This is a genomic window from Paenibacillus sp. FSL M7-1414, assembly GCF_038003195.1.
In the GTDB taxonomy this organism is placed as follows: Bacteria; Bacillota; Bacilli; order Paenibacillales; family Paenibacillaceae; genus Paenibacillus; species Paenibacillus amylolyticus.
This window is the reverse complement of record NZ_JBBOOS010000001.1, coordinates 4,224,133-4,247,943: the sequence shown is the minus strand read 5'-3', so window position 1 is coordinate 4,247,943 and position 23,811 is coordinate 4,224,133. Positions and strand designations below refer to the sequence as shown.

The 23,811-nt window shown below is 44.9% G+C and carries 19 protein-coding genes; 16 read left to right on the top strand and 3 right to left on the bottom strand.

What is annotated here, in order from left to right:
• Positions 1-183: 183 nt before the first annotated feature.
• The 16 genes from MHH92_RS18345 (at position 184) to MHH92_RS18270 (ending at position 21,365) form a co-directional block, all read left to right on the top strand.
• Positions 184-1,956: an ABC transporter ATP-binding protein gene (locus MHH92_RS18345; RefSeq protein WP_340905466.1), complete on the top strand. Its 1,773-nt coding sequence runs from the start codon at positions 184-186 to the stop codon at positions 1,954-1,956.
• Entirely contained in the window at positions 1,953-3,803 is a 1,851-nt protein-coding gene (locus MHH92_RS18340) for an ABC transporter ATP-binding protein (protein WP_340905464.1), read from the top strand. Before MHH92_RS18345 ends, MHH92_RS18340 begins: the two co-directional genes overlap by 4 nt.
• A 210-nt stretch (positions 3,804-4,013) precedes the next feature.
• On the top strand, positions 4,014-5,654 hold the full coding sequence (locus MHH92_RS18335; RefSeq protein WP_340905462.1) for an AraC family transcriptional regulator: 1,641 nt from the start codon (positions 4,014-4,016) through the stop codon (positions 5,652-5,654).
• 131 nt (positions 5,655-5,785) lie between these two features.
• Positions 5,786-6,775, top strand: a complete 990-nt coding sequence (locus MHH92_RS18330) for an ABC transporter substrate-binding protein (RefSeq protein WP_340905458.1) — start codon at positions 5,786-5,788, stop codon at positions 6,773-6,775.
• Positions 6,776-6,837: 62 nt separating this feature from the next.
• Complete coding sequence (locus MHH92_RS18325; protein ID WP_253501305.1) at positions 6,838-7,860, top strand: NAD(P)/FAD-dependent oxidoreductase; 1,023 nt, start codon at positions 6,838-6,840, stop codon at positions 7,858-7,860.
• 252 nt (positions 7,861-8,112) lie between these two features.
• Entirely contained in the window at positions 8,113-9,300 is a 1,188-nt protein-coding gene (gene purT / locus MHH92_RS18320) for a formate-dependent phosphoribosylglycinamide formyltransferase (RefSeq protein WP_047843517.1), read from the top strand.
• On the top strand, positions 9,290-9,748 hold the full coding sequence (locus MHH92_RS18315) for a GNAT family N-acetyltransferase (protein WP_253501303.1): 459 nt from the start codon (positions 9,290-9,292) through the stop codon (positions 9,746-9,748). Before purT ends, MHH92_RS18315 begins: the two co-directional genes overlap by 11 nt.
• 259 nt (positions 9,749-10,007) lie before the next feature.
• Entirely contained in the window at positions 10,008-10,814 is an 807-nt protein-coding gene (locus MHH92_RS18310) for a CAP domain-containing protein (RefSeq protein ID WP_253501301.1), read from the top strand.
• A 300-nt stretch (positions 10,815-11,114) separates the two neighbouring features.
• A complete protein-coding gene (locus MHH92_RS18305) occupies positions 11,115-11,987 on the top strand; it encodes a GDSL-type esterase/lipase family protein (protein WP_340905454.1) in 873 nt (290 codons plus the stop codon).
• Positions 11,988-12,953: an ABC transporter ATP-binding protein gene (locus tag MHH92_RS18300; protein ID WP_253501298.1), complete on the top strand. Its 966-nt coding sequence runs from the start codon at positions 11,988-11,990 to the stop codon at positions 12,951-12,953. It begins immediately after the preceding gene.
• Entirely contained in the window at positions 12,946-13,935 is a 990-nt protein-coding gene (locus MHH92_RS18295; RefSeq protein ID WP_036613298.1) for an ABC transporter permease, read from the top strand. The genes MHH92_RS18300 and MHH92_RS18295 overlap by 8 nt, the downstream gene beginning before the upstream one ends.
• Before the next feature lie 76 nt (positions 13,936-14,011).
• Entirely contained in the window at positions 14,012-15,991 is a 1,980-nt protein-coding gene (gene parE / locus MHH92_RS18290) for a DNA topoisomerase IV subunit B (protein WP_253501296.1), read from the top strand.
• Between the two features lie 12 nt (positions 15,992-16,003).
• Positions 16,004-18,466: a DNA gyrase subunit A gene (gene gyrA / locus MHH92_RS18285; protein ID WP_253501294.1), complete on the top strand. Its 2,463-nt coding sequence runs from the start codon at positions 16,004-16,006 to the stop codon at positions 18,464-18,466.
• A 228-nt stretch (positions 18,467-18,694) separates the two neighbouring features.
• The gene (locus MHH92_RS18280; protein WP_036613306.1) at positions 18,695-19,135 is read left to right on the top strand and encodes a MarR family winged helix-turn-helix transcriptional regulator; all 441 of its coding nucleotides are present in this window, start codon (positions 18,695-18,697) and stop codon (positions 19,133-19,135) included.
• A 275-nt stretch (positions 19,136-19,410) separates the two neighbouring features.
• The gene (locus MHH92_RS18275) at positions 19,411-19,857 is read left to right on the top strand and encodes a MarR family winged helix-turn-helix transcriptional regulator (protein WP_036613308.1); all 447 of its coding nucleotides are present in this window, start codon (positions 19,411-19,413) and stop codon (positions 19,855-19,857) included.
• Entirely contained in the window at positions 19,854-21,365 is a 1,512-nt protein-coding gene (locus MHH92_RS18270) for a DHA2 family efflux MFS transporter permease subunit (protein WP_340905449.1), read from the top strand. The genes MHH92_RS18275 and MHH92_RS18270 overlap by 4 nt, the downstream gene beginning before the upstream one ends.
• Positions 21,366-21,470: 105 nt before the next feature.
• Here MHH92_RS18270 and MHH92_RS18265 read toward each other — a convergent pair whose 3' ends face one another.
• The 3 genes from MHH92_RS18265 to MHH92_RS18255 form a co-directional block, all read right to left on the bottom strand.
• Positions 21,471-21,815, bottom strand: coding sequence for an MGMT family protein (locus MHH92_RS18265; protein ID WP_036613313.1), 345 nt, complete (start codon positions 21,813-21,815; stop codon positions 21,471-21,473).
• A 192-nt stretch (positions 21,816-22,007) separates the two neighbouring features.
• Positions 22,008-22,739 (bottom strand): RluA family pseudouridine synthase, encoded by a 732-nt coding sequence (locus tag MHH92_RS18260; RefSeq protein WP_339186785.1) that lies wholly within the window; start codon positions 22,737-22,739, stop codon positions 22,008-22,010.
• Between the two features lie 2 nt (positions 22,740-22,741).
• Positions 22,742-23,605 (bottom strand): class I SAM-dependent methyltransferase, encoded by an 864-nt coding sequence (locus MHH92_RS18255; RefSeq protein WP_017687801.1) that lies wholly within the window; start codon positions 23,603-23,605, stop codon positions 22,742-22,744.
• Positions 23,606-23,811 lie beyond the last annotated feature (206 nt).

The following is a 23,811-nucleotide window of genomic DNA, read 5'->3' as shown; positions in this document are numbered from 1 at the left end:
AACCTGAAATAAAGAGAATATTCAAACATTTGATTGAAAGGTGGGTATTTACCTTCGTTAATGCGTCAATAAGCTGAAAGCAGGCAGAATATGGTCTGTTATTCGCTTTGCCGCGAATGGGGTACGGTGATAAACTTCATAAATGTTCATAGTATTTTTGAACGACATAAGAGGAGGAGAAACATGGATGTTCTTAGGCAACTGCAAACCTTTTTTTGGGAAAAGCGAACGTATTTATTTGTATCAATCTTGTTCCTCGCCTTAGCGACCGCACTTGGGTTAGTGTATCCGTACATGCTGAGGATACTGATTGATGACATCATTGTTCCGCGAACTTTTGAAGACGTTCCCATAATTGCCTTGACTGTGTTAGGTGTAGTTATTTTGAAAGCGGGAATGCAGTTTTTACATGGCTTTTTTGGAGGACGCTTGGGTAACTTCCTGGCGTACAGACTTCGTAATGCATGTTACGAAAAGCTTCAATTTTTATCCTTCCGTTATTATGATACGGCCAAGACAGGTGATCTGATGTCCCGCCTCACGGGAGATTTGGAAGCCATCCGTAACTTTATCGGATTTGGTTTCGCCCAGATTCTTAACATGGTTTTCATGGTCGTATTCGGCGCAATCATGATGATGACCATGAGTTGGCAGCTTACGCTGTTCACACTCGTATGCATCCCATTACTTGCCTTCGTTGCGCTGAGATTCGAATCCAAAATTCACCCTGCGTTTCAGGAGATGCGGCTGGCGCTCAGTTCACTGACAACAGCGGTACAGGAGAATATCACTGGCGTACGTACGGTAAAATCCTTTGCACGTGAGCCTTATGAAGTGGAGAAATTCTCCATACGTAATGAGCGTTACAAGACAAATCAGATTCATGCCGCAACATTGTGGAGTCGCTATTTTCCGATCATGGAGATTCTTGCTTCGGTGAGTATCGTGCTGTTGCTGGTGATCGGTGGAAGAATGGTTATACAGAAGACGCTGACACTTGGTGAACTCGTTGCCTTTTTCAGTTTGATCTGGTACATAATCGGTCCAATGTGGAACCTTGGGTTCCATATCAACAACTATACGCAATCCAAAGCTTCAGGTGAACGGGTGCTCGAACTGCTGAATACGCCAGTGGATGTGGAAGAAACGCAAGATCCGGTCATTGTGGAAGCAGACCAGGTGAACGGTCATGTGACATTTGAATCCGTTACCTTTGCCTACGGCAACAAAATGCCAGCGGTAACCGATATTAATTTTGACGCTGCACCCGGTTCTGTAATCGGTTTCCTCGGGGGTACAGGGTCAGGTAAATCGACCATCATTCAGCTTCTGATGCGTGCATATAACGTCAACTCGGGAACGATCAAGCTGGATGGCAAAAACATTAAAGACATAGGCATCCGCAGTTTGCGGAGTCAGATCGCTTCTGTTTTCCAGGAAACATTCCTGTTCTCATCCAGCATTCGTAATAATATTTCCTACGGGCTTAAGAACGTCACCATGGATGAGATCATCCGTGCAGCCAAGCTGGCCAAGGCTCATGACTTCATTATGGAGTTCCCGGACGGATATGACACGGTGGTTGGTGAGCGCGGTATGGGTTTATCGGGTGGACAGAAACAGCGGATTGCGATTGCAAGGGCTTTGCTGAAAAATCCAAAAATTCTGGTACTTGATGATGCAACCAGCGCCGTGGACATGGAGACAGAACACGAGATTCAGTCCGGTTTCCAGGAAGTTATGCGCGGCAGAACGACATTTATTATTGCACACCGGATATCTTCACTACGACATGCAGATGAGATTCTGGTGCTCGATGAAGGTCGCGTGGTACAACGTGGTAAACATACCGAACTCATTGAAGTGCCTGGACCATATCAGGATGTTTATAAAATTCAATATGCAGATTATATTGCCCGCGGTAAGCGGGAGGCTGGGGAGCAGGTGAATTCATGAGTGCCGAAACGATAGCAGACAGGCGCGAGGCAAAAGTGGCCTCTGAGAAGAAACTGAATGAACGATTTGTGTATCAGGATGATGAAATTATTGAAAAACCGTTTAACTGGAAAGAATTTGGACGTTTATTTGCATACATGAAACCTTATGCGAAACAACTGTTACCACTCGTTATTCTAATGATGATCTTGGGTACCATTACAAAATTGTCCGTACCTTTTCTGATCAGTCTGGCGATTGACCGTGCCATCGCACCGGCAACGGGGTTGCCAAGCATGACTATGCTTTATCTTATTGCAGGCTCCATATTTGTGTTGTATCTCATCCAGTGGGCTGCCAATACGTACCGGATCAAATTGACAAACATTATCGGACAGCGTGTTATTTATGACCTTCGCTCGGATCTGTTCAAGCATATCCAGAAGCTGTCCTTTAACTTCTTTGACAAAAGACCGGCAGGTTCCGTACTGGTACGTGTTACGAATGATATTAACTCCCTTCAGGATCTATTCACGAACGGTGCAGTTAACGTCATGATCGACTGCGTACAGTTGCTCGGGATCATTGTGATCTTGCTGTTGATTAACTGGAAACTGGGTCTTGCCGTGATCATTACGGTGCCAATCATGTTTATCATCTCGACCAAACTGCGGGTGCTGATCCGTCGGGCTTGGCAGGATGTGCGCATGAAGAACTCTCGGATTAACTCCCACTTGAATGAATCCATTCAGGGGATTCGAGTGACTCAGGCTTACACACAGGAAAAAGAGAACATAAAATATTTTGACAACATGAATCTGTCTAGCAAAAAGTCATGGGATAGAGCATCAGCGATGAACCAGGGCTTTGGACCGCTGATTGAGATTACCGGCGGATTCGGTACATTAATCCTCTTCTGGTTTGGTGCTTACCTGATTCAACATGACCAGTTAACCGTGGGATTACTTGTTGCCTTTGCCAACTATGTCGGCAACTTCTGGGACCCAATCAACCGTCTGGGACAGATGTACAATCAGTTGCTGGTTGCAATGGCGTCATCGGAGCGTATCTTCGAATTCATGGATGAAAAACCAAGTATTGCTGATAAACCAGGTGCCAAGCCACTTCCTTCTATTAAAGGAGATATCGCATTCGAAAATGTGGTGTTCGAATACGAGAAGGGCAGACAGGCGCTGAAAGGAATCAGCTTCTCAGCGGCTGCGGGACAATCGATTGCACTTGTTGGTCATACGGGCTCGGGTAAAAGTACGATCATCAATCTGATCAGTCGTTTCTATGATATATCCGGCGGACGTCTCACCATTGACGGACAGGATGTGCGGGATGTAACAGTAGAGAGTTTACGCAGCCAGATCAGCATTGTATTACAGGATACCTTCATCTTCTCGGGTACGATTCGTGACAATATTCGATTTGGACGACTGGATGCAACGAATGAAGAGGTGGAGGATGCAGCCAAAGCAGTCAATGCACATGAGTTCATCATGAAGCTGCCTGGCGGATATGATACTGAAGTAGAGGAACGCGGGAACGTATTATCCATGGGACAGCGACAACTGTTATCCTTTGCCCGTGCGCTGCTTGCTGATCCACGCATACTGATTCTGGATGAAGCTACAGCCAGTATTGATACGGAGACAGAGCTTAAAATCCAGGAAGCGTTGAAGGTGCTGTTGCAGGGAAGAACGTCCTTTATGGTCGCTCACCGTCTCTCAACCATCCGGAATGCAGATAACATTATCGTCCTGGATCATGGTGAAATTAAAGAAGAGGGTAACCATGAGCAGCTGATCCAAAAACAAGGCGTCTATAATGGATTAATAGAAGCTCAATACAGATTTTTGTGATGAAACCTTCGGACGCCTGTTAAGCGTCTGAACACATATGAACTTATAACACTCTGGTGTTTTTTAGCCTGATCCTTCAATAATAAGTGCATCTTATTCATTGAAGACAGGTTAGAGGATAGCCGGAGTGTTTTTTTTATTCGTTAGTGTGGTATGTTATATTTTTGAAGAATGAAATCAATACAATCGTTCATGGCTGGAGGGAGATCAATGCAGATGGACAACAACGAAATAAATTCAAAACATTTGGATCACCTGGATCATATGAATTTTAGACTCCTTCACGTGAATTATACGAGTGATCCTGCGACGGAGTGGCTTCTGAGGAAACACTTCATTGAAACATACATGTTATTATTTGTAGCCAGTGGGCAAGGGTGGTTAAAGATAGATGGCAGTTTCATCGAATTGAAGGCGGGCGGACTGTATGTAGGCTTCCCGGGGCAACTGGTTGAGGCAAATGTGCATTCGTTGGATGAAAGAGGCGTGTATCACATGAGTTTTGATGTCATGTACGCACTGGAGCAGGAGGGTGGAACAGCCCTGGATATGATGAAGCAACTTTTACGTAATGAAGTAAATGGCGAGGTCAGCTCATCTTCACCCGTTGCTGTTGGCGTGATCTGTCAGATGATTTACCACCACACGTTGAAGAAGGATGGTTTGCAAAGGTACTATGGTCAGATTCGTTTTCAGGAACTGTTGTATACCATGTTTTACGATGTGGCCTTTACCGAAAAGACGGACCTGGCTTCACCAATTGAACATGTCAAAGGTTACATGGAGCAGAATTATTCGAAGAGATTAACCATTGAGGAACTAGCAAATGTGGCACGAATGAGCCCTCGACATTTCATGCGTTTATTCAAGAAAAGGTATGGTTATAGTCCTGTTGACTATTTAACGCTATATCGAATTAAACAAGCCCAGATCTTAATGAGAAATGATCACAGTTATCGACTCAAGGATGTGGCATCGTACGTGGGTTATCAGGATGAGACGTATTTCCGGCGTAAGTTCAAGCAAATCTCTGGCATTCCACCAGCAGCGTTTATACGTAATAGCAAACAAAAAATTGCTGCAATTCATTCTGTGAGCATTGGTATACTGCTTGCATTGCAGATCATCCCCTGTGCCGCGCCGGCAAGTCATCCGTGGACATACTATTACCGACGTAAATATGAAACGGACAAAGTTATGCCACTCGCAGAGAGTGAGACAACCTGGCTGGAACAGCTTCGATTAGTTAAACCTGATTATATTATTACTGTTGGGACGGAGTCTGAGGATTTGCAAAGACAGCTTCATTCCATTGCTCCTGTGTGTGACCTCCCGTGGGAAAAAGGCGATTGGAGAGAACATTTGAGATATGTTGCAAGCTTTTTGGACAGGTCTGATATTGCAGAGGTATGGCTTCAAAGATATGAAGAGAAGGCAACGACCATAAAGGATCAGCTTGAGGATTTCATACGAAAAGACAGATTAGTTGTACTCAAAGTTTATGGTGAAGCGTTGCAGATGTTAGGCCCAAGGAGCATTGCTTCCGTTTTTTACGTTGATATGCAAATGGAGGGTCCCGAAGGAGTTGAGACTTATTGGGAACGGGGCACAGTAACCATTAGGGAGTTGTCTGTTCTCAACGTGGAAAGAATATTATTGATTGTGGGTGATGATGAGACATCCAGGCAGACATGGTCTGCTTTGCGTAAGTCTGAAGAATGGCTTGCGTTGTTAGCGGTACAGAATGGCAGAATGGATATGCTTTTGTCGAGCGTCCTGCTGGACTACACTGCGTTTACCCATGAACTTATGTTGGATGAAATATTAAAGTTATGGCAAGATCGTCCATAGCAAAAAGTCTGAATAGTCAATATCATACCTGAACATATTTTAATATACTTACTCCTATATCAAATGATAATGATAATTATTATTAATTAGACGTTGTCATAACTAAATGCCATATAGGGGGTACATAAAGAATGAGATTCAGATGGTTAACGGTACTATGCACCATGATGTTGGTGCTCATTATTTCGGCTTGCGGTGCAGCAGGCAATGAAGCATCCTCAAGCGAGGGACAAGAAGCGGGTACGGCCAATTCTTCAACAACAGAAACAAGTCAGGTAAAAAAAGTGAACACGGAAATGGGAGAAGTTGAAATTCCGGTGAACCCACAAAAAATAGTTGGTTTGTCCGTTGTATATCCAGAATTTTTATATTCACTTGGCATCGTACCCATTGCTGTACAGAACTACCATGAGGATTTTCCTTCTTACTTGCAAGAGCCATTCGCAAACACGATGAAAATGGGAATAGGAAGAACGCCTAACTTTGAAGCCCTGATGGAGGCAGGTCCGGATTTGATTATCGCCCCTGACTGGTGGTCCAAAAAGGACTATGATCAGCTTACTCTGATAGCACCTATCGTACTTTTGCCACAGCGTGATGATTGGCGCGATGAACTGCGGGATATGGCCAAAATTCTGGACAAAGAAGAACAGGCAGAAAAGGTGATTCAGGATTTGGTGGATAAGGAGAAGGTAGCTGCTGCCAAATTGGATAAGCTGATTGGTGAGGAGACTGTTCTCTACATTAGAGTGATGGAAAAAGAAATCGTACTTCATGGGGAGAACCTTGACCGAGGAAACTTTGTCCATAAACGATTGGGAATGAATCCACTTCCTAATTTCCCGAAAGATCAAACTGCCATGTCCGTATCCTTGGAAGTACTGCCTGAATACGACGCAGATCATCTGATCGTTCAGCTGGATGATGAGACTAATCCGGAAATTAAAAAGAAATTTGAAGATATGTTATCTTCATCGTTATGGAAAAATCTGAAAGCAGTCAAACAGGACCACGTCTATATGGTGGGTGGCAAGGAATGGTTCAATCTGGGAATGTCTCCACTTGCCGATGAATATGTCATTGATGATATTGTTGCTGCTTTTGAAGCAAAAAACAAATAAAGCAAACGGGTAAAGTTACATGTATCTCGAATTCATAACTAAATTAACAAGGTGTGTTTAAAATGAATGAAGAAGATATCTATGATGTAACCATCGTCGGAGGCGGACCGGCGGGATTATATGCGGCCTTTTATGCCGGGATGCGTGATATGAGAGTTAAGATCATTGACGGCAAAGACCAACTTGGTGGTTTTCTGCATACCTATTCTGAAAAAACTATTTGGGATGTGGGTGGCCTGCCACCAATGAAGTGTTCAAAGTTGATTGAGTATCTGGTTCAGCAGGCGAATACCTTTAATCCAACGGTTGAATTGAATTGCAAAGTAGATCGGTTCGCTCGACTGGACAACGAGATTTTGGCTCTGTATACTGCTGAAGGCGACATACACTATACGCGTACAATCATTGTTGCAGTGGGCCGCGGTATCGCAGAAATTCAAAAATTGGAGCTTCAAGAGCCAATGGAATGTGAGTATGAAAATCTTCATTACACCGTGCAAAATCCAGAACATTTTTCCGGGAAGCGTGTGCTCATTTCAGGAGGAGGCAACAGTGCAGTAGATTGGGCAATTGAACTTGCTCAACTTGCACGGAGCGTAGTGGTCGTCCACCGAAAAAATGAGTTTCGTGCAATGGAACGCAATGTTAGCGAGATGAACAATGTAACGGATGTCAGAACACCATATAGCATCACACGGCTTCATAATCATGGTGAACGTATCCATCAGGTTGTAATTACGCATATGGAGAGTCAGGAAAATGTATTGTTAGATGTGGATGAAGTCGTAGTTAGTCATGGATATAAAAGCAATTTAAGTGATCTTGCCAGTTGTGGCTTAGAAATGGACGATGGAATGGTTCTAATGAGTCACCATGCACAAACGAGTCTGCCGGGTGTTTTTGCTGCAGGGGATTGTGCAACTCACGATAGCAAAGTCAGACTTATTGCCGGAGCCTTCAACGATGCGATTCTAGCTGTAAATAGTGCGAAACAATATATGACGCCAGACGCACCCAAAATGGCCTATGTTTCTTCCCATAATGAAATTTTCAGAGAAAAAAACAAGCAAATCCCAAGGTTATAAACTTGGGGTTTGTTTGCTTATTCATGTTCACTGGAATATTAAAGTCTGCTCTTTTGACATTTCCTTAATTTTGGGAGGAATGGAAGGAGTATCGAATCTGTGAGCAGTAATTGTAAAATTTGATCGAAAAAACACAAAAAATCTTGTAAAATTCACAAGAAAAATAGGGAGCACTCTTGCAATCTTTAACCAAAACCCCGAAAATAGAGAGACAGATATAGAAGATTTCTCTTTGGGAGGATTGGAAAGAACATGTGGGGTGCTCCTTTTACGGCTCAAGCCAAAAAAATGCTGCTACTAGGCAGTGGAGAATTGGGAAAAGAGGTCGTTATTGAGGCCCAACGACTGGGAGTAGAGACGATCGCTGTTGATCGTTATGAGAACGCACCTGCAATGCAGGTCGCGCACCGGTCTTACTGCATCGACATGCTGGATGCCGAAGCTTTGAAACAATTGATCCGTAAAGAAAAACCTCATTACATCGTACCTGAGATTGAAGCTATTGCAACAGAAGCTTTACTGGAGCTTGAGGAAGAGGGATTTTGTGTAGTACCTACTGCCCGAGCTGCACGTCTAACGATGGATCGCGAAGGCATCCGTCGGCTTGCAGCCGAACAATTGAAACTTCCGACAGCTGATTACCTTTTTGCGGACAACCTGGAACAACTTCAGGAAGCCGTACGTGAGCTTGGCACACCTTGTGTCATTAAACCATTAATGAGTTCTTCCGGCAAAGGGCAGAGTGTATGCCGAACACCGGGCGACGTGGAGGATTGCTGGAACATTGCTCTTTCGGGGGCTCGTGGCAAATCCGTTCGTGTTATTGTGGAGAGCTTTGTGCAATTTGACAGTGAGATTACATTACTTACCGTTAGGTCTGTATCAGGCACCGTATTTTGTCCTCCGATTGGTCATATTCAGAAGGATGGGGATTATGTCGAATCCTGGCAGCCTCATGCAATGACTCCTGAGCAATGGCAGCAAGCTTGTCATATTGCCAAATCCGTCACGGATGAACTTGGCGGGTATGGACTGTTTGGAGTGGAATTGTTCCTCACATCGGATGGTGTTGTGTTCAGCGAGGTATCTCCTCGTCCACATGACACAGGTATGGTTACAATGGTGACGCAAGACAGTTCCGAGTTTGCGCTGCATGTACGTGCAATTCTTGGTTTTCCGGTCACAGGTGTACATCTGTTGACACCGGGAGCTTCAGCAACGCTGAAGGCTAATGATGAAACATCTGACTTTACTGTAGGCGGGATTGAAGAAGCACTGGCTCTTCCTCGTACTCAGATTCGTGTATTTGGCAAACCTGAGACCAAAGTAGGACGCCGAATGGCTGTAGCTTTAAGTGCTGGTCAAGATGTGGAAGAAGCTCGTAAAACAGCGGTGCAAGCCGCTAATATGCTGAAAGTGGAGGTAAATCATGTCCAATAATGTTGAGGCCCCTGTACTGATGATCCGAGAGTGTGAGCTACGAGATGCTGAAGCGGTAACGGGACTGATGCGAGAGGTCAGCTATCCGACAACAACCAATGTCATGAAAGAACGTATTGAATGTTTGGAAACCAATCCAAACGCATGCATGCTTGTTGCCGAAGTGGATGAACAAATTATTGGTGTGATTGGCTTGCAATGTGTGCAAAGTCATGCCTATCCAGAACCTGCCGCACAAATTACTTCCCTGATTGTAGGTCAAGATCATCGTGGTGGTGGGATTGGCCGTCGTCTGATGGCTCGTGCCGAAGATTGGGGCAGACAGCAAGGTGGTAAACAACTGTTTGTCACGGGTGCAAACCGTGAAGTGACTTCAACAACGTACTCTTTTTATGAGCACATTGGTTTTCAGAAGAGAGGTTATCGGTTCAGTAAAGTTCTTCTATAGTACAAATAAAGTTTCTTCTATTGCATGGAAATTCTCATGATATCCTGATCTGCACATTCTGGTGTGGTGAATGATAAATAGATGGTGAAGCGACATTCGACTAGCATTTTTAGTCCGAATGTCTTTTTTTTATGGTTAAAAAATGACAAAAAAGTTACTTTTCCATATTTTATAGGTTCACAATCCCCTGTTGAATTGATATACTGCTAGAGTATTAATTACAAAGTTGTAATAACTAATCTTAAGGAGATGAATGAAATTGAAAAAGAAATGGATGAAAACTGTCGTAACGAGTAGTCTGACAGCCGTACTGGCCGTAGGGGTAATGCTTCCTGCTTCCGCGTCTGCTGCAGATTCAACATATAAGACTATCACAACGTACAAAATTACAAGTACAGACAGCTTGAAAGCTTATATTGAGAAATGGCTCAAACAAAATGGATACACCGTATCCGAGGGGCAAATCGTAGAGAAACCTGCTACGCAGCCTGATCAAACGACGAAACCTGCTGAGCCGACCACAAAACCAACTCAACCAACAACAAAACCTGCTGAGCCTACAACTAAGCCGGAGCAACCGACTAAACCAACACAACCAGTTCAAGAAGAAAAACCGGAAACTACACCGGCTAAAGATCCTTCAAACACGGGTAACACAGGTAACAATACAAGTAATAATGGTGGCGAAAGCACACAATCCGACTTTGCTACTCAAGTTGTAAAACTTGTGAACGCTGAGCGTGCTAAAGCAGGTCTGAACGCACTGACTTCAGATGCACTTCTGGACAAAGTAGCTGTTGCTAAAGTAAAAGATATGAGTAACAATAACTATTTTGATCATCAGTCACCTACGTATGGTTCTCCGTTTGATATGATGAAACAATTCGGAGTAACTTACAGCTATGCAGGTGAGAACATTGCCCAAGGACAAAAAACACCACAGGAAGTGGTTACAGCTTGGATGAATAGTGAAGGTCACCGTGCCAATATTCTGAGCAAAAACTTTACGCATATCGGTGTAGGTTTCTACAACGGATACTGGGCACAAGAGTTTATCGGTAAGTAATCGATTTATAATGAAGAAAGTATGATTTTCTTTTCCAAAAGGTTATGCCAGTACACAGTTCATATCTGTGTATGGCATAACCTTTTTTCCGTAAAATGACATATAAAAAATGAATTCTGCGAATGCAGCGCCAAAGTTTGCAAATTAACGACAGAACATTTATGTTATTTAGGAATAGCATCATCAGGGCGTGTCTGAAAACTCCGAAGTAAGCGGATTTTCAGACACGCCTTAATGTAAAGTCATTATAAATTATAAAATTATAAAGCACCCGAACTGGTGTACATGAGTGGAGATGTGATGATGAAAAAGAAAAAAAGCCTGGATTCAGCACCCTGGATCTGGAGAACTGTTAGTACAGTATCCATCTTGGCAACTTTGCTGTTGTTATTTGGATTTGGATACGCCATAAAAGACGTGATTTTTCCCGAGGGAGATTCCGCATTAACGACAGGCCAGGAGGCAACTGCTCCATCTAAGGAGATTGAGGGGAAACCGGCTGTCGTGGAAGATGGCAAGATTCGGATGGCCGTCATCGGCGATTCCCTGGCAAGAGGCACGGGGGATGATGAAGGACTCGGTTTTGTGAGACGTGCAGGGAACCTGCTTAAAGATAAAGGATATGACGTTCAGGTTCTTAATAATCTGGGTGTAAACGGTTTGAGAACAGATGCTTTATTGGAAAAACTCGATGAGCAAGGCGTGCGTTATGTCCTGCAACAATCCAATTTTATTTTGCTCTCGATCGGCGCAAATGATTTGTTCCAGGGAGGACAAGTTCTACAGGGGGAAGATCCGCCAACAGCAGAGCAGCTGGCAGCGGCTTTGCCGGAAACGTCGAAGCGCCTTCAAGAGATATTGAAGAAAGTCAAAGAAATTAATCCCGATGCACAGATTGCGTACATAGGGCTGTACAATCCATTTGGCGATGTGAAGGAACTGGAGAAGCCGGGTAATGCAGTGGTGGCTGCATGGAACGATGCTGCACTGGCTATTTTGAACAATGAGGACAAGATGACACTGGTCCCTACATTCGATTTGTTTGAAAATCATCTGGGGGAGTATCTCTCGTCAGATCATTTCCATCCCAACGGACAAGGTTATGAGCAAATTGCAGTTCGGATTGCACAGGAATTCCAGGCAGATACACCGGCAGAAGGGAGCGGAAATTAAATGGCAGAGCAGCAGTATGATTCCGTCCTATCCGTACAGAATCTGAAAAAGCGGATCGGACGCAAATGGATCATTAAGGACGTTACATTTGACGTAAAACCTGGTGAAATCTTCGGATTTCTCGGTCCCAACGGTGCTGGCAAAACAACTACGATACGGATGCTGGTCGATCTGATCAAACCAACAGAAGGAAAAATTAAAGTCTGTGGTTATGATGTGAATCGGGACCCTGAGCGTGCTTTGAAGTATGTAGGCTCGATTGTTGAAAATCCGGAGGTATATACATATCTGACAGGGTGGGAGAACCTGGAGCATTTCGCTCGCATGCAACCAGGTGTGGACAATGAACGAATTCAGGAAGTTGTAGATATTGTGCGTCTGGATCAGCGGATTCACGATAAAGTCAGAACGTACTCATTGGGTATGCGTCAACGGCTCGGTATTGCACAAGCGCTGCTTGGGCGACCGCGTCTGCTTATTCTGGATGAACCGACAAATGGTCTTGATCCAAAAGGGATTAAGGAACTTCGTGTCTTTATTAAGCAACTTGCCAGCGAAGGTATGGCTGTATTTGTCAGCAGTCACTTGTTAAGTGAGATCCAGCTTCTCTGTGACAGAGTAGCCATTATCAGTGCTGGGCGTGTGCTTGCTGTTGGAGGTGTAAGCGAACTGATTGAAGATCATTCGAAGTTGGCTATATGGCATGTTTCACCACTGGAGCAAGGCAAAAAAATGTTGCAGGATGCAGGCATTGCTCTGGTAGGTCGACCTGCGGATGTGATGGATGATACCATTGTTGCGGGCCTTGGTCCCAACGCTGTGGTTGCCGAGATGCACGAAGATCGAATTCCTGATCTGGTGCAACAGATGGTTCAAGCTGGTGTACAGGTTGAAGGGGTACAGCGGATTCAGCCTACGCTTGAACAACTATTCTTAAAAATGACAGAAGGTGAATCCATTGAGTAATATCATGCCGCTGATCCGCAATGAAACGATTAAGATGGTGAAGAAAAAACGGCTTTATATTATATTTATTGTACTTGCGGTCCTCGTACCGATGTTTACGTATGCCCAGATGAAATCTGCGGAGAATAATCGCGACAAGTTTGGCGGCGATTGGCGTCTTGAACTGCAACAGGCCATCACAGACAATCAAAATTCGCTCGGTAGCGATCGGGTACCTGAAGAGTACAAAAAATATAGAACAGTATATATCCAGCAGATGCAGTATTATCTTGAGAATGATATCAATCCCAAAGAACCGGGCGGTGTCACCTTTACGCGGGAGTTCATGAACAACGCGGTTGGATTGTTTATTCCACTGTTAATCATGGCTATTGCTTCAGATCTTGTTTCTGGTGAACGTACGACAGGTACGATTAAAATGCTTTTAACGCGTCCGGTTAGACGCTGGAAAGTGCTTCTGAGTAAATTAATTACGCTGATTATGTTTGTTTCGATCATAGTGGTATCAGCCTACATTATATGTTATGTCATATCGGGTGCGGTTTTTGGTTATAAAGGCTTCAACATGCCAATCTTCACAGGATTCAAAGTTGTGGGAACAGATGTCGATATGTCGGCAGTGCATGCTGTAGACCAGTGGCTGTATATGCTCATGCAGGCAGGACTGATCTGGTTTGTGAGTGTAATTGTGGCTATGCTTGCATTTATGGTATCTGTGCTTGTGCGCAGTACTGCTGCAAGTATTGTTATCATGATGGCCGCTTTGATTGCAGGAACAATCTTGACCAGTATGGCAGCGTCCTGGCAGACCGCGAAGTATTTGTTCATGGTTAACCTCGAACTTCCGAATTATTTGTCTGGCGGGTTACCTCCAATCGAGGGTATGAATTTAGGTTTTTCCCTTATTGTGCTTAGTGTTTGGGGCATTGCTTCACTCATTGTGTCATTCCTTGTCTTTACGAAACGGGATATCTTGAATTAAAATGGACAAGGATAAGAAAACATCTGTTTGCATTTTAGGCATTTTTTTAGTTGCAAGTTAAGAAGGGGGAGCATGAATGGTCGAGCAAATCGATATGTCGGCAGGTTCGACAGGCGGAGGACAGGGGTCTTCAGGCTACGACGCGGACGACATTCAAGTACTTGAAGGGTTGGTAGCGGTACGGAAACGGCCGGGGATGTACATCGGCAGCACCAGCACTTCAGGTTTACATCATTTGGTATGGGAAATTGTCGACAACGCTGTCGACGAACATCTCGCCAAATTCTGCTCCAAAATCGATATCACGCTGCATAAGGACGGTTCTATTACGGTTCAGGATAACGGAAGGGGAATTCCGACAGGTATACATAAAACAGGGATTCCTACTCCCCAGGTCGTGTTTACGATTTTGCACGCAGGCGGAAAGTTCGGTGGATCAGGATACAAAAAATCAGGCGGTTTGCACGGTGTAGGTGCGTCAGTTACAAACGCATTGTCCGAGTGGCTTGAAGTCGAGATTTTCCGTGATGGCAAGATTCATCGTCAGCGATTCGAGTATTGGAAGGACAAAAAAGGGATTGAACATGTCGGTGAACCGGTCTCCGGTCTCGAAGTGTTGGGCAATACCAATCGGACAGGTACAAAAGTTACATTTAAACCGGATATTCGGGTGTTCCAGAGCGGTATTCAATTTAATTATGATACATTGGCAGAACGTCTTCAGGAGATTGCTTTTCTGAATTCGGGTCTGAGAATTGTGCTCAAGGACGAACGTTCGGGCAATCAGGATGAATACATGTATGAAGGCGGAGCAAGCCAGTTTGTTGCTTTTCTTAACGAAAATAAAGATGTGCTGCATGATGTTATTCACTTCTATGCGGAGAAGGATGACATTGAAGTCGAAGTGGCAATCCAGTATAACGCGGGTTATACGGAAACACTGGCTTCATTCGTGAACTCGATCCCTACTCGGGGCGGCGGTACTCATGAGACCGGATTCAGGGCTGCGTATACCCGTGTAATGAATGATTACGCACGGCGTACCAGCATGATTAAGGAAAAAGACAAAAACCTCGAAGGTAATGACCTGCGTGAAGGTATGATGGCCGTCATCAGTGTCAAAATGTCAGATGTTGAGTTCGTAGGTCAGACGAAGGATCAGCTCGGCAGCGCTTCCGCTCGAAGTGCTGTGGATTCGGTCGTGTCCGAGAATATTCAACGGTTCCTGGAAGAAAACCCGCAGGTAGCGCAAACGTTAATTCGCAAAGCGGTTCAAGCCTCCAGAGCTAGAGAAGCAGCCCGTAAAGCACGTGATGATATGCGTACAGGCAAGAAACGCAGTGAGAGTTCCAACCTGAACGGCAAACTAACGCCGGCGCAATCAAAGGATTTTACCCGAAATGAGTTGTTTATTGTTGAAGGTGATTCCGCAGGTGGTTCTGCCAAACAGGGACGTGACTCGAAGATTCAGGCTATTCTGCCGCTCAAGGGAAAACCGCTCAATCCGGAAAAATCAAAGCTGGCCGACATTCTCAAAAATGAAGAATACCGCGCCATTACAGCGGCGATCGGTGCGGGCATAGGAACCGAATTTGCAGTTGAAGACAGCAATTATTCCAAAATTATCATTATGACCGATGCGGATACGGACGGCGCACATATTCAGGTGTTGCTGTTGACCTTCTTTTATCGTTATATGAAGCCTTTAATTGATGCAGGCAAAGTATATATTGCTCAGCCGCCATTGTACAAACTTACTCGTAAGTCTGGTAAGCTTGCGAGTGTTCGATATGCATGGACGGATGAAGAACTGGCGAATTATATGAAGGAATTCGGTAATAATGTTGAGCTTCAACGTTATAAAGGTCTTGGTGAGATGAATCCGGATCAACTGTGGGAAACAACAATGAATCCGGAAACTCGTGCGATGCTGAAGGTACAGATTGTTGATGCAGCAAAAGCAGAACGTCGTGTATCTACGCTCATGGGTGATAAGGTTGATCCGCGGAAACGCTGGATTGTAGAGAACGTCGACTTTACAGAGTACGAAGAATAGAAGGTGCTTGGAATGAGTCCATCAGAACAATTTATGCCGGCCTTTCTCGAAGAGGTCGTTGGGGACCGTTTCGGTCGCTACTCCAAATATATTATTCAGGATCGAGCCATTCCGGATGTCCGGGATGGGTTGAAGCCAGTACAACGGCGTATTCTATACGCCATGTACGATTCAGGCAATACGCCTGACAAGACTTACCGCAAGTCTGCCAAAACCGTTGGGGACGTAATGGGTAATTATCATCCACATGGTGACTCATCCATCTATGAGGGCATGGTACGGATGGCTCAGCCATGGAAAATGGGCCATATGCTCGTGGATGGTCATGGTAACTGGGGATCACAGGATGATGACCCGGCAGCGGCGATGCGGTATACGGAGGCCCGTTTGTCGCCCATCGCGATGGAGATGCTTCGCGATATCGAGAAACGGACGGTTCTGTTTAAGGATAATTTTGATAATACGGCCAAAGAACCGGTTGTATTGCCATCCCGTTATCCGAACTTGCTGGTTAATGGTGTCAGCGGTATTTCCTCCGGATTTGCAACGGAGATTCCTCCACACAATTTGCGTGAAGTCATTGATGCTTCAATCGCTGTGATGGAGAAACCGTCGATTGAGCTGGACGAAATCATGATGTTTATGAAGGGTCCTGACTTTCCAACAGGCGGATTGATTATGGGCGGTGACGGCATTCTGGATGCCTATCGCACAGGTAAAGGACGGATCTATATCCGGTCCAAAACCGAGATTGAAAACATGCGCGGTGGCAAACAGCAGATCGTCATTACCGAAATTCCTTATCAGGTCGTGAAATCTCGTCTGGTTACAGCGATGGAGAACATCCGACTTGAGAAGAAGGTTGAAGGTATTGCCGAAGTGCGTGATGAGAGCGGACGTGAAGGTCTGCGAATCGTGGTTGAGTTGAAAAAAGAAGCGGACGCACAAGGTATTTTGGCTTATTTGCTGAAGAAAACCGACCTGCAGGTCACCTATAATTTCAATATGGTTGCGATTGTGAATAAAGCACCTCATCAATTAGGATTGAAATCGATCCTCGAGGCTTACATTGCCCATCAGCGGGAGGTTGTAACCTTCCGTACCCGGTTTGAGCTGGAGAAGGCGCAAGACCGTGCGCATGTGCTCGAGGGCTTGGTAAAAGCACTTAACATCCTTGATGAGGTCATTGCGGCCATCAAAGCGTCGAAGAACCGTCAGGATGCTCAAAATAACCTGATGTGGATGTTTGGATTCACGGAACGCCAAGCAGATTCCATCCTTACGTTGCAATTGTACCGTTTGACAAATCTGGAGATCAATTCTCTGGAGAAGGAACTCGGTGAACTGATGAAAAAGATTGCACAATTACAATCCATTCTGGATAGTGACCGCAAGCTCATCGGAGTCATCCGCAAGGAATTGATGGAGATTCGTGAGAAATACGGCATAGACCGTCGTTCTGCGATCCAGGGTGAAGTGGAAGAACTTAAGGTTAATCTCGAAGTACTTGTGAATGCGGAAGATGTATTTGTTACGTTATCCAAAGAGGGATATGTGAAACGTACAGGCATGCAGTCCTTTACACGTTCTGGTGGTGAACGGAGCGGAAGTGGTGTGAAAGACGGCGATTATATCGCTCAGGTTCTGGAAGTAAATACGCTTGAGAACTTGCTTGTCTTTACGAGGAAAGGTCAGTACTTCCTGTTACCTGTTCACCAGGTACCTGAATTCAAGTGGAAAGATCCAGGCACAGCCATTGTGAATGTCATTCCCCTTGCGAAAGATGACCGTATTGCAAGTGTGCTTGCTGTGAAATCCTTTGAAGAGCCAAATCACAGTCTGGTCTTCGTTACGCGAAGAGGACAGGTGAAACGAACGGAGCTGAAGGATTACGTTACCAAGCGTTCCGGTGCAGTTGCGGCATGTAAAGTGGGCAAGGACGATGAAGTGTTATCTGTACATCTGAGTACAGGTGGTCAAGATATTATGTTGATTACAAAAGAAGCCATGGCGATTCGTTTCCGAGAGGATGAGGTCAATCCAATGGGACGTGTATCCGGTGGTGTTCGTGGTATTCAGTTAAGAGATACAGATGAAGTTGTATCCGCTCTATGGGTAGAAGGAGATGAAGGTGAAGTTGCCGTGTTGTCCGATCTGGGATATGGTAAACGATCATTACTTCTGGATTACGCTATACAGAGCCGTGGAGGCAAGGGGCTTGCCACATTCGAGTTCAAAGAAGGCAAACGTGTGAAACCGAATGGTAGCCGTATTGCTGGAGCGTTTTATTGCAAAGAGCAACGTAAGATCACTGTAATGACCAAAGAAGGCCAAGTGTTCCCGATCTCTTCGGAAGGTGTTCCGATTACAGAGCGCAAACATATTGGCAAGCTGATCGTTCATGTGGACAAACAGGACGAGATCGTTGAACTTCTAAGGGACTTCAATGAGAATCAACCAGCAGCATCTTCATAAAAACAAACAAACGAGACTTTTCGCAGAACAGCTAATCCTGTCATGCGAGGAGTCTTTTTTTGTTGTTCGAAGGCGGATTAGAAGAGGGCATTCATGCGAAGTTTAACAACCTTCGTCGATTACGGTCGATCGCTAGGAAATTGAAAAAAGGCAGCAGGAATGCGGCTTTGGAGCGCGAAAACTTAAGCAGGTGAAGTGATAACCGGTTGCAGAGAGGAGCGATGGAAGATGTATAATTCCGATTTTGCCAAGTGCTGGTCCAGGTTGACCAAAGATTATAAATTGCATATGGATCAAGAGCTGGCACCCTCATTAACGGAGGCTCAGCTGGCTGTTCTGGAGGTACTCGAAGATCATCAGAAGATGAAACCTTCGGATCTGATTCCTTATCTGTCAACTACGCCAGCTGCTGTAACCATGCTGCTCGATCGAATGGAGAAGAATGATCTGATTCGCAGGAATCGGGATAATCAGGATCGACGCATTGTGTGGGTATCTCTGTCAGAGAAAGGAAGAATGGAGACAGAGCGGGGAATCACCATCCGGAATGAGTTCATGAACTCTGTTCTCAGTAACATTTCGATGCACAATCAACAATTGCTGGTATATCTGTTAGGCAAAATGACAACACCCAAGACCAAAGAGCCTGCCTTATCTACTTCGGTATGATACCATGCTGATTCCTCTGAATAACCATAGGAGTGCCTGCTCGTTTCACGCAGGAGCCCTATGGTTATTTTATTTACAAATTACATATGCTACACACTGTGTCCAGGTTAGTTGGGTAAAGGCATGGATGTAACACAGTTAGTATGTCCTAATATTATTTTCGCGAATTCATATGTAAAGAGTTGACTATGTAAATATTTTTGTTATAATAAATAATTGTTCCCCTGATATTTCGTGTACGAAATATTATATTCCAAAAGTAAAAGGGTGAAACAATGACTGATACGTATGAAGTATTCTATATTATTAATTCGTTCCGCCAAGTGAATCAAATGCTTTTTCGAGCATTTTGGAATGAAAACAAGGAGATCGAGCTGACTTCGATCCAGTTTATGGTGTTATCCATTCTGAGGGAGCGTCCTTCCATTGGCATCAATGAAGTGGCTGAGTTATGCCATATGGGTAGCAGTTCCATGAGCGCTGTTGTAGAGCGGCTCGTCAAAGGTGAGTATATCGTTCGGACACGTTCGGATGCTGACCGCCGATCCGTTAAGCTTCAGATTACGGATAAAGGGGAACAGGCCCAACAGGAAACGCACCATTTGTGGATGGAAAGAGTATCACCCATTCTGGACATATCGAAGGAAGACCTTGAGCACCTACTTAGAATTCATAGTCAAATGATTGAAAAGTTAGAAGGAAGAGAGATGAACAACATATGAGTACGACTACTGCTGCAGCTCCATCCTCAGCGATGGACAACATCAAGAAAGGCCCTATTGTAGCGGCATTGTTAATTGGTGCCTTTGTGGCATTCCTGAACCAAACCCTGATGAACGTAGCGCTTCCTAAAATCATGGATGACCTCGGCATCGGGCCAAACAAAGCCCAATGGTTAACTACGGGTTACATGCTTGTGAACGGTGTACTGATTCCGATTACGGCATATCTGATTGCCAAATTTTCAACACGTCAAATTTTTATTACAGCCATGACTCTCTTTACCATAGGTACATTAGTCTGTGGTCTTAGTCCAACCTTCACCATTCTGATGGTAGGTCGTGTCATTCAAGCGGCAGGTGCAGGTATCCTGATGCCTCTGATGACCGTTGTATTCCTGACCATCTTCCCAATCGAGAAACGCGGTCAGGCCATGGGAACCATGGGGATTGCGATGATTCTGGCTCCTGCGATTGGTCCTACACTTTCAGGTTATGTGGTTGAGCATTATTCCTGGAGATTGTTGTTCTACATCATCTTGCCATTCTCTATTATTGCAACGGCAATTGGTATTGCTTTTGTCAAAAACGTAACACGTCAGTCCAGACCTAAACTGGATTATCCAGGCGTAATTTTATCTACACTTGGTTTTGGTAGTTTGCTCTACGGATTCAGTGATGCGGGTACCGATGGATGGGGCAGTGCAATTGTCATTGGATGTCTCGTCGTAGGTGCGATATCCCTGATTCTGTTCGTTATTCGTCAACTGACAACAGATCATCCGCTCCTTGAGTTCCGTATTTTCAAGTACAACATGTATACATTAACAACGATTATCAATATGCTCGTGACCATGGCGATGTTTGCAGGTATGATTCTGCTTCCTATTTTCCTGCAAAACATTCGTGGATTCTCACCGATTGAATCAGGACTTCTGATGATGCCTGGTGCGATATTGATGGGGATTATGTCCCCAATTACAGGTCGCATATTTGATAAAGTGGGCGCACGCTGGCTTTCGGTTGCAGGTCTTGCCATTACGGCAATTACAACTTTTGGACTAAGTCGTCTGGCAATCGATACGACCTACGGCTACATGATGTTTATCTACACGGCTCGTATGTTCGGTATGTCGATGCTGATGATGCCAATCCAGACAGCAGGTCTGAATCAACTGCCTCAACGTCTGAACGCACATGGTACAGCGATGTCCAATACATTGCGTACAGTTGCCGGGGCGATCGGTACAGCCATTCTGGTTACCATCATGAGTAGTAAGCTCAAAACACATCTGGCGGATGCAGTGGCTGCTGGCAAATTTGACCCTAATAATAAGACAGCGATGTTAGCAGCTACAGCAGATGCAACGATTTACGGCGTTAACTATGCATTCATCGTGGCTACCGGAATGACCGTGGTTGCTTTGATCATGGCGTTCTTTATTCGGAAAACAAAACCAGCTGTTGAACCTGTAACTGTAGAACAGGAAAAAGCGACGGCTACTGCATAACGAATATCAGAAAACCAAAAAGAGAACTCTAGCAGTCGAAGGGGTAACCCTAACTGCCTGAGTTCTCTTTTTTTTGGTGTGCGCGATAGGAGTAGAGTACTTTTATTATTCGGGCTGGATCGTTGGATCGATAAGAAATACAGGATCGGGCTCATGACCGAACTGTTTGAGATTAATGGTTCCGTTCAGTTGAAACTCCACACCTTCGCTAATCAGTTCTGTTTCCTGCATCATGCGCGAGTGTTCGTCCGGTATGGAGATTTCTCCTTTTGCATTGACGACACGGTGCCAGGGCAGACGTTCCTTGCGGCTCATCGAGTGCAGAATACGTACGACTTGTCTCGCGGCTCTTGGACTCCCGGCATGGGCTGCAATCTGACCGTAAGTCATCACTTTACCTTCGGGAATCGCCGCGATGATCGCAACGACTTGTTTGGTAAACGGGGTCATCATGATGTCTCCTCTCTGTATTTTAGGTATACAGCTGAAAATATAAGAAAACGTGTCGTTCAGATACAGAATCTGAACGACACGTTGTATGGACAGATGTAACCTGATCCTGTGCACTTATAGAGGTTGTTCGATAATACCGCTTCTGATCCCATCGTATCGGTACTGAAAACCAGTCTTTTGAACATGTACTTATTGAGGTTGTCCAAAAGCTTTTTGGTACACGGCAGCGGGCCATTCTGCCCAGGGGAATTCTCTTGCAGGCAAAGATTGCAGAATAACTTCTTCCTTAGTAACTGGATGAGGAAAAGCAGCAATCGCCGACCATAGAGCAATCTGTTGCCCGGGTTTATTCACGCTTGCGCCGTACTTCTGATCCCCGTACAGAGGGCAGCCGATTTCTTTCATTTGCACCCGAATCTGATGAGATCTGCCGGTATGCAGTTCGATATGGACGAGGCTGTACCGATCTGTCTCGCCGATAACACGGTAATCCAGAACGGCATCCTTACCGCCAACCGTACCTTTAGGTACAACAGTAACGGTATTTGTACGTGCATCTTTCAGGAGCGTGTGTTTTAACGTTCCCTGCTGTGCAGGCAACTTGCCGTGTACAACAGCTGCATATATTTTACGGAAATGACGTCCCCGCACAGTCTCGGACAATCTCGAAGCTGCTTTAGAAGTCTTGGCAAAAATCATTGCCCCTCCAACAGGACGATCAAGTCGGTGTACTAACCCGAGATAAACATTGCCAGGTTTGTTGTATCGTTCTTTCAGATCCTGCTTCAGCAATGTAAGCAAATCCGGATCACCTGATGAATCTTCCTGGGTAGGTACATTGACCGGCTTCGTAATACCTAACAGATGGTTGTCTTCGAACAGAATCGGAATTGCATCGTGATCATGCCGATGTTCTGACATGATTAAGACTCCCAACGGCCCAGAATACCACAAGGCAGATCAAGACCACTACGTGTAATTGGCAGACCAATTTCACCTGCAGTAATGTCACCACCGTACTGAGCAGACATCGTCATGGTCAACATGTTGCGCAGAACAGTAGAGGAAATGCCCGTAGTGTAGGAGTTAACCAGCATGAATAATGGATTATCCGACAAGATCGTCATACATGACTTCAAGAAAGGATATAGGTTCTCTTCCAGTTTCCATGTCTCTCCATTAGGGCCGCGGCCATATGAAGGAGGGTCCATAATAATGGCGTCGTAACGATTTCCGCGACGTTGTTCCCGTTGTACAAATTTGAATACATCATCTGTAATAAAACGAACAGGGCGATCAGCCAGTCCGGATAATTGAACATTTTCCTTGGCCCATTGAACCATGCCTTTAGCTGCATCCACATGTACAACAGATGCGCCTGCATAAGCAGCAGCTACCGTTGCTCCGCCTGTATAGGCAAACAGGTTCAAGACAGAAATAGGGCGTCCTGCATTGGAGATTTTATCCATCATCCAGCTCCAGTTGGCGGCTTGTTCAGGGAACAGACCAGTGTGCTTAAAGCTGGTAGGTTTAATGTGGAATTTCAGGTTTTCGTATCCGATCGTCCAACGCTCGGGAATGGGCTTTTTCATATCCCAGTTACCGCCACCGGAAGAGCTGCGATGATAGTGACCATGCACCTGACGCCATTCATTGGTTTCTTGCTCAAGGGGCCAGATAATCTGTGGATCGGGTCTGCGTAAAATCACATCTCCCCAACGCTCCAGTTTCTCGCCGCCTCCTGTATCGATTACTTCATAGTCCTTCCAATTCTTAGCTACGTACATAATGATTTATCCATCCTTCAAAAGTCATTTGGATACTATTGTACAACAAAAAAGGGCTTGGACGCCAGTTGGGGGACGGGAGTGCACCATATACTGAAAAACAAAGATAACCAAAAATTTAATTTGACAATGATAATCATTATCACATATGATTTTGTTAATCCAAAATTCATTCTTTCTTCATAGAGAGAATATAACATGATCAA

Coding starts and splice junctions, on each gene's coding strand:
- MHH92_RS18345 (WP_340905466.1), top strand. CDS start 184: ATGGATGTTCTTAGGCAACTGCAAACCTTTTTTTGGGAAAAGCGAACG.
- MHH92_RS18340 (WP_340905464.1), top strand. CDS start 1,953: ATGAGTGCCGAAACGATAGCAGACAGGCGCGAGGCAAAAGTGGCCTCT.
- MHH92_RS18335 (WP_340905462.1), top strand. CDS start 4,014: ATGCAGATGGACAACAACGAAATAAATTCAAAACATTTGGATCACCTG.
- MHH92_RS18330 (WP_340905458.1), top strand. CDS start 5,786: ATGAGATTCAGATGGTTAACGGTACTATGCACCATGATGTTGGTGCTC.
- MHH92_RS18325 (WP_253501305.1), top strand. CDS start 6,838: ATGAATGAAGAAGATATCTATGATGTAACCATCGTCGGAGGCGGACCG.
- purT (WP_047843517.1), top strand. CDS start 8,113: ATGTGGGGTGCTCCTTTTACGGCTCAAGCCAAAAAAATGCTGCTACTA.
- MHH92_RS18315 (WP_253501303.1), top strand. CDS start 9,290: ATGTCCAATAATGTTGAGGCCCCTGTACTGATGATCCGAGAGTGTGAG.
- MHH92_RS18305 (WP_340905454.1), top strand. CDS start 11,115: ATGATGAAAAAGAAAAAAAGCCTGGATTCAGCACCCTGGATCTGGAGA.
- MHH92_RS18300 (WP_253501298.1), top strand. CDS start 11,988: ATGGCAGAGCAGCAGTATGATTCCGTCCTATCCGTACAGAATCTGAAA.
- parE (WP_253501296.1), top strand. CDS start 14,012: ATGGTCGAGCAAATCGATATGTCGGCAGGTTCGACAGGCGGAGGACAG.
- gyrA (WP_253501294.1), top strand. CDS start 16,004: ATGAGTCCATCAGAACAATTTATGCCGGCCTTTCTCGAAGAGGTCGTT.
- MHH92_RS18280 (WP_036613306.1), top strand. CDS start 18,695: ATGTATAATTCCGATTTTGCCAAGTGCTGGTCCAGGTTGACCAAAGAT.
- MHH92_RS18275 (WP_036613308.1), top strand. CDS start 19,411: ATGACTGATACGTATGAAGTATTCTATATTATTAATTCGTTCCGCCAA.
- MHH92_RS18270 (WP_340905449.1), top strand. CDS start 19,854: ATGAGTACGACTACTGCTGCAGCTCCATCCTCAGCGATGGACAACATC.
- MHH92_RS18265 (WP_036613313.1), bottom strand. CDS start 21,815: ATGACCCCGTTTACCAAACAAGTCGTTGCGATCATCGCGGCGATTCCC.
- MHH92_RS18260 (WP_339186785.1), bottom strand. CDS start 22,739: ATGTCAGAACATCGGCATGATCACGATGCAATTCCGATTCTGTTCGAA.
- MHH92_RS18255 (WP_017687801.1), bottom strand. CDS start 23,605: ATGTACGTAGCTAAGAATTGGAAGGACTATGAAGTAATCGATACAGGA.